Raw genomic sequence first — 5,694 nt, forward strand, 5'->3', positions numbered from 1 at the left:
CGCGGCCGCTCGCCGCCCCCCCCACGAGTCACTGCTCGCCGCGCACCACACACCCCGCCCGTCACCCCCCCAGCCGTCGAATTCTGCACCGCGGGCCTGCCCGCGGTATCCTCGCGTGTGTTGCTCTTCAGAAGACTCGCCCCCGCATCGCGGGCGACCCCACTTCTGGTGCCCAGGAGAGGACTCGAACCTCCACGCCTCTCGGCGCTAGTACCTGAAACTAGTGCGTCTACCAATTCCGCCACCTGGGCGCTTCAGGAATACATAGAAGTATAGCAGTATCCTGCTGGGGCTATCCGCTGGGCGGCGCAGTCTGCAGTCAATGGGGTTTGCGCAACAAAAAACCCGCCGGGGCACATCCCAGGCGGGTTTTTCTGCAGCTCGGGCCGGGGCGCGGTATGATCGGGTGTCGCGTTGTTCAGAAGACACGCAACCGCCAAGCTGGCTACCCCACGTCTGGTGCCCAGGAGAGGACTCGAACCTCCACGCCTCTCGGCGCTAGTACCTGAAACTAGTGCGTCTACCAATTCCGCCACCTGGGCGCTTCAGCAAACTGAAATTATACACATGAAGCGGGTCCATCTCCCCGCAGGAAATCTCTCGTCCGTGAAAGAAAAACCGACTGTCTCCCTGCCCGAAATCGAAGGGGTGGTCTTGGGCCACCGCGATGGCCACGGCTTTGTCGTGCGCGACGACGGCCAGCCCGATCTGTACCTGCCACCCAACGAAATGCGCGCGGTGTTGCACAAAGACCGTGTCAAGGCGCGCATCGTGCGCCACGACCGGCGCGGGCGTCCCGAAGGGCGTGTGATCGAGATCCTGGAACGATCCAGCGCGCCGATCATCGGGCGTCTGCTGCACGAGAACGGCGTGTGGCTCGTCGCGCCGGAAGACAAACGCTACGGCCAGGATGTGCTGATCCCCAAAGGCGCTACCGGCGCGGCCCAGCCCGGGCAGGTGGTGGTGGTGGAGCTGACCGAGCCTCCGGCGCTCTATGGTCAGCCCGTCGGGCGCGTCAAAGAGGTGCTGGGCGACATCGACGACCCCGGCATGGAAATCGAAATTGCAGTGCGCAAATACGGCGTGCCACATCAATTTTCGGAAGGGGCGCTGGCCGAGGCGCGAGCGTTGCCAGACAAGGTGCGCGCCGTAGATCGCCGCGGCCGCGTGGATCTGACCGACGTGCCGCTGGTGACCATCGATGGTGAGGATGCACGCGACTTTGACGATGCGCTCTATTGCGAGCCGACGCGCGTCGGCGCCGGCAAGGGATGGCGGTTGCTGGTGGCTATCGCCGACGTCAGTCACTATGTGCGCAACGGCTCGCCGCTGGATATCGACGCCTACGACCGTGCCACCAGCGTTTATTTCCCGCGCCGCGTCATTCCGATGCTCCCGGAAAAACTCTCGAATGGGCTGTGTTCGCTCAACCCTGGGGTGGACCGCCTGTGCATGGTGTGCGACATGCTGATCGACGCCAAGGGGCTGGTGCAGGCCTACCAGTTCTACCCGGCGGTGATGCACAGCTACCAGCGCTTTACCTACACCGAGGTGGCGGCAATCTTGCAGAACACCCGCGGAGCCGAGGCCCAGCGCCATGCGGCGATGGTGCCGCACCTGCTGAATCTGCACGATGTCTACCGCGCCTTGCTCGCGGCGCGCGAAGCGCGCGGTGCGGTGGACCTGGAGACGGTGGAGACGCGCATCGTCTGCGATGAGTCGGGGCGCATCGAGCGCATCGAGCCACGCACGCGCAACGATGCGCATCGCCTGATCGAAGAGGCGATGTTGGTGGCCAATGTCTGCGCGGCCGAGTTCATCGCCACCCACCACCATCCGGGGCTGTACCGTGTGCACGAGCGGCCCTCGCCCGAAAAAATCGAGATCCTGCGTGAATATCTCAAAGCCCTAGGGGTTCCGGTCACCATCGGAGACATGCCGGGGCCGCGTGATTTTCAGGCCTTGTCCAAGGCGACGGCCGATCGACCCGATGCGCCCCAGATCCATCAAATGCTGCTGCGCTCGATGCAGCAGGCCATGTACTCGCCGCACAACGTGGGGCATTTCGGATTGGCGTTCGACGCCTACACGCACTTCACCAGCCCGATTCGGCGTTACCCCGATTTGTTGGTGCATCGTGTGATCAAGGCAATCCTCAAGGGTGAGCGCTACCACCTGCCGGTCTTGCCCATACCCGGCGAGGCGCAGGCCAAGCTGGCCAAGCGGATGGAGGAGCGCGGCGCGTCGGAGGCCATGAAGCGCTCGCGCGGGCGCCCGTCCAATGAGGTGCTGGGCTGGGAGGCGGCCGGTCTGCACTGCAGCGCCAACGAGCGCCGTGCCGACGAGGCCAGCCGCGACGTCGAGGCCTGGCTGAAGTGTAAGTACATGCGTGAGCGCCTGGGCGAGGAGTTTGCCGGCACCGTCACCGCCGTTACCAGCTTCGGTCTGTTCGTCACTTTGGACAGCTTGTATGTGGAGGGTTTGGTGCATATCACCGAGCTGGGGGGCGAGTACTTCCGCTACGACGAGCGCCGGCAGGAGCTGCGCGGCGAGCGCACCGGGGTGCGCTACACCTTGGGCACCAAGGTGGCGGTCCAGGTCAGCCGTGTCGATCTGGATGGGCGACGCATCGACTTTCGGCTGGTGCGTGAGGATGCGGCGGCCGAAGGCCGGCCCGAGCGGGGCGGCGGTCGCACGGTGGGTCGTCCCATGCGGGAGTCCACCAGGGAGTCCAGCGACCCCGTGGAGGTGCTCCCCAGCCGAGGTCGCGCAAGCAAGGCGGGGCAGCAAACGGCGTTGGCAGGCACGGGCACGGGTAAGGGCAAGCGCTCCGCCGCGCGTGCGGCTGGCGCGGGATCTGCGGCACAATCCCCGGTGACCGGGCGTGGTCGCCGCGCGCGCCCCAGTCGCAGTTGAGAAGACTGTGCCTCGATACCCAAAGCCTATCGGACCATGCGCATTGCCCTGTTCCTGCTCGACACACTGTCATTTTTTTTGATTGGGTCGGCCTTGCTGCGGGGCTGGATGAACACGCGCCGTCTGCGCATGGCTGCCCAGCCAGGACCGTTCGTCATCGCGGTGACGGATTGGATCGTGCAGCCGCTGCGCCGATCGCTGCCTCGCACTTGGGCCCAGGCCAATGTGGATTGGGGCAGTTTTTTGGCTGCGGCGGTGCTGGCGCTGGCCTACGCCGGGCTGGTGCATCTGCTGTGGGGCGGCGCACTGCCGGGGGTCGAGGCCCTGGGCTTTGCTGTGACCGTGCCCCTGCTGGCGTTGCAGATGTTGCTGCGCACTCTGTTGCAGGGCTTGATGCTGTTGTTGCTGGTTTACGCGGTATTGACCTGGGTGCAGCCGTTTTCGCCCTGGATCGGGACCTTGGGCCGGCTTTTGGATCCGGTGCTCGCGCCGGTGCGGCGCATCGTCCCCACCGTGGGTGGCGTAGACCTATCGGTGTTGGTGCTGCTGGTGTTGCTGCAGGTGGGTTTGATGTGGCTGGGCTGACGCCGGCGCATGAATCGCCGTCGAGGCCCAGTCGCGGCTGGCTCAGATGACCCCCTCGAACATCATCACATCCACTTCGTCACCCACCGCGACAGGGCCCTGCTGGTGGCCCAGCACGATGAGCCCGTTGGCTTCGACCATCGAGCGCAGCATGCCCGAGCCCTGGTTGCCCGTCGTCCGCACCTGCAGGGAGCCATCGGCTCCGCGCATCACGATACCGCGCTGATATTCCGTGCGCCCGGGTTTTTTTCGGATGGGCTCGACACTGCGCGCGCGCAACAGCACGGGCTGGGTCTCGCGCGCACCCATCATGCGCAGCAGCGCCGGACGCACGAAGGCCAGAAACGTCACCATCACCGCCACAGGGTTGCCTGGCAGGCCAAATAGCACCGTGGGTGCCCCCCCCGCTGGGTCGAGCAGGCGACCGACCGCCATCGGGCGGCCCGGACGCATGGCGATCCGCCAGAAGGCCACGTCCCCCAGCCGGCGCATCATGGCCTTGGTGTGATCGGCCTCGCCCATGCTCACGCCCGCGCTGGTGATGACGGCATCGGCTTGCGCAGCCGCTTGTCGGAAGGCAGCCTCCAGCGCGACCGGATCGTCGCGCACCACCCCCAGGTCGATCACCTCCACCCCCAGCCGTCGCAGCAGGCCGTAGACGGTGTAGCGGTTGCTGTCGTAGATGGCGCCTTCACGCAGCGGTTCGCCCAGCGAGACGATTTCGTCGCCGGTCGAAAAATACGCTACACGCAGCCGCCGCACCACAGGGATCTGCGCGATGCCCAGACTGGCAATCAGGCCCAGCGCTGCCGGTCCGAGCCGCTGCCCTGCGCGCACGGCTGCGTGCCCGGCCATCAGGTCTTCACCGCGCCGGCGCCGGTGATCGCCAGGCTGGACCACCCCGGCCGGGATGTGCACGCGCTCCAGCTCGCCATCCCGGTCCGTGCGCACGAACTCCACCGGCACCACGGTGTCCAGCCCTTCGGGCATCATCGCCCCGGTCATGATGCGTATGCAAGCATCCGCCGGAACGGGGCTGGACCAGCGGGCATCCCCTGCAAAGCTGGTGCCCACCACGCGCAACACCGTCTCTTGCGTTGCCGAAAGGCTGGCACCGCGCAGGGCAAATCCGTCCATGGCGGCATTGTCGTGCGGGGGGACATCGATGGGGGAGACGATGTCCTGCGCCAGCACCCGATCCAGTGCCTCGAAAATCCCGACCGTCTCGGTGTCGGACAGCGGCTCGACCAGTTGCGCAAGAAAGTCGCCCACAGTGGTGGCCGGCAGGGCTGCGGGGTCGTAGCCCTGGAGTTCGGCGGCGATCTGTTCGAGCGTCTTCATGGCTTGGCGGGGGCGGCGGCCTGCTGGAGGGCGTGCAACTCACCGCGCGTGTTGATATTGCCAAAGGCCAGCGGGTCGTCCTCGGGGCGGTCGAAAGACACGACGGCGCAACGGTGGCGGGCGGTCCAGGCGTCGATTTTGCGGCCGCCCTCTTGCAAAAAGGCGTTCAAGCTCTCGAGCAGATGCGCCCCTAGCAGGCAAAACACGGGTTGGGTGCGTACGCGCCCATCGGCCTCGGGCGCAGCGGCCATTGCGAGGTCGGCCTGCTGCTCGGTCAGGGCTTCGCACAGCCGCTGTGCGAGATCCAGCGGCAGCCGGGGGGTGTCGCAGGGCACCGTCAGCAGATAGGGAGTTGGGCAGTGCATGAGCGCCGTCAGCATGCCCGCCAAGGGGCCGGCGTAGCCGCCCAGCTCGTCTGGCCAGACAGGCACGCCAAAGCCCTCGTACACGGCCAGGTTGCGGTTGGCGTTGATCATGCAATCGGCCATCCAATCGCCGCGCTGCATGCGCAGCCGCAACAGGGCGTGCAGCGCCAGCGGCGCCCCCTGAAAGGATTGCAACCCCTTGTCGACCCCGCCCATGCGACTGCCTTGACCCCCAGCGAGGACCACGCCGGTGACCATTCGCGGTCCGGGGGGAGGGGGAAGTGATCGCGCGTGGATACTCGTCATGCGATCAGCCACCGATGTAACTCATCTCGATGCGTCGCGCCGTGCGGCGCGTCTCGGGTGGCAGCAAAGCGCGGATCTCGGAGTAGCGGTCGGCGCGTTGGCTCCAGATGGCCGCCAGCGACGCGGTGATCTCGGTGTCGCTGGCACCGCTGCGCAGCAGGGCGCGCAAATCATAGCCTTG

Annotated in this window: 4 protein-coding genes, 2 tRNA genes and 1 pseudogene; 2 read left to right on the top strand and 5 right to left on the bottom strand. The window is 66.4% G+C overall.

All coding sequences use genetic code 11. The annotated features are described in order from the left end of the window. Positions 1 to 166 precede the first annotated feature (166 nt). Positions 167 to 251: transfer RNA gene (locus P3W97_RS09090), tRNA-Leu, on the bottom strand. Positions 252 to 457: 206 nt separating this feature from the next. Beyond that, positions 458 to 542, bottom strand: a tRNA-Leu gene (locus P3W97_RS09095). Positions 543 to 606: 64 nt separating this feature from the next. Between P3W97_RS09095 and rnr the strand changes: the two genes are divergently transcribed. Further along, positions 607 to 2,916 (top strand): ribonuclease R, encoded by a 2,310-nt coding sequence (gene rnr / locus P3W97_RS09100; RefSeq protein WP_300846007.1) that lies wholly within the window; start codon positions 607 to 609, stop codon positions 2,914 to 2,916. A gap of 36 nt (positions 2,917 to 2,952) precedes the next feature. Further along, on the top strand, positions 2,953 to 3,501 hold the full coding sequence (locus P3W97_RS09105) for a YggT family protein (RefSeq protein WP_300846009.1): 549 nt from the start codon (positions 2,953 to 2,955) through the stop codon (positions 3,499 to 3,501). Positions 3,502 to 3,543: 42 nt separating this feature from the next. Here P3W97_RS09105 and glp read toward each other — a convergent pair whose 3' ends face one another. The 3 genes and pseudogenes from glp to P3W97_RS09120 all read right to left on the bottom strand — a co-directional run. After that, positions 3,544 to 4,842 carry a gephyrin-like molybdotransferase Glp gene (gene glp, locus P3W97_RS09110; protein WP_300846011.1) on the bottom strand — a complete coding sequence of 433 codons (1,299 nt, stop codon included), beginning with the start codon at positions 4,840 to 4,842 and terminating at the stop codon, positions 3,544 to 3,546. Then, the gene (gene mobA, locus P3W97_RS09115; protein ID WP_300846013.1) at positions 4,839 to 5,465 is read right to left on the bottom strand and encodes a molybdenum cofactor guanylyltransferase MobA; all 627 of its coding nucleotides are present in this window, start codon (positions 5,463 to 5,465) and stop codon (positions 4,839 to 4,841) included. Before mobA ends, glp begins: the two co-directional genes overlap by 4 nt. Positions 5,466 to 5,517: 52 nt before the next feature. Further along, positions 5,518 to 5,694 (bottom strand): annotated as a pseudogene (locus tag P3W97_RS09120) (GTP 3',8-cyclase MoaA); the annotation flags it as partial.

The sequence above is a fragment of the Tepidimonas sp. genome (genome assembly GCF_029335975.1).
Taxonomy (GTDB): domain Bacteria; phylum Pseudomonadota; class Gammaproteobacteria; order Burkholderiales; family Burkholderiaceae_C; genus Tepidimonas.

Bases quoted from the DNA above. Each gene is read 5' to 3' on its own strand.
- P3W97_RS09105 (WP_300846009.1), top strand. From the start codon at position 2,953: ATGCGCATTGCCCTGTTCCTGCTCGACACACTGTCATTTTTTTTGATT.
- glp (WP_300846011.1), bottom strand. From the start codon at position 4,842: ATGAAGACGCTCGAACAGATCGCCGCCGAACTCCAGGGCTACGACCCC.
- mobA (WP_300846013.1), bottom strand. From the start codon at position 5,465: ATGGTCACCGGCGTGGTCCTCGCTGGGGGTCAAGGCAGTCGCATGGGC.